The sequence below is a fragment of the Pseudomonas sp. SWRI68 genome (assembly GCF_014269165.1).
Lineage (GTDB): Bacteria > Pseudomonadota > Gammaproteobacteria > Pseudomonadales > Pseudomonadaceae > Aquipseudomonas > Aquipseudomonas capeferrum.
This window is the reverse complement of the sequence record NZ_JABWRU010000076.1, coordinates 1-288: the sequence shown is the minus strand read 5'-3', so window position 1 is coordinate 288 and position 288 is coordinate 1. Positions and strand designations below refer to the sequence as shown.

Below are 288 nucleotides of genomic sequence, written 5' to 3'. Positions count from 1 at the left end.
GTCCCGGCCAACAGCACCAGCGGTTTCGTCACCGTGACTGCTCCGGACAACGTCTACACCGGCACCAATGACCCGGTGATCAAATCGATCGCCAGCGTCGACGGTGCCGACATCGGCAAGTTCGAAAACCTGGTCCTGGACAAGACCCCGGTCAGCACCGCTGTCACCGACGAGCCAGGTACTCCGGGCAACGAAGGTGATCTGGTCAAGGTCACTATCACCGCTGACCAAGTCTCGGTTGCCGAGAACGTGAAGCCGACCTTCACCGTTCACATCAACACCGCGCTG

Annotated in this window: 1 protein-coding gene; it reads left to right on the top strand. The window is 60.4% G+C overall.

The genetic code is table 11. The features are described from left to right. A partial coding sequence (locus tag HU770_RS26870) for an immunoglobulin-like domain-containing protein (protein WP_186666612.1) occupies positions 1-288 on the top strand: 288 nt, incomplete at both ends.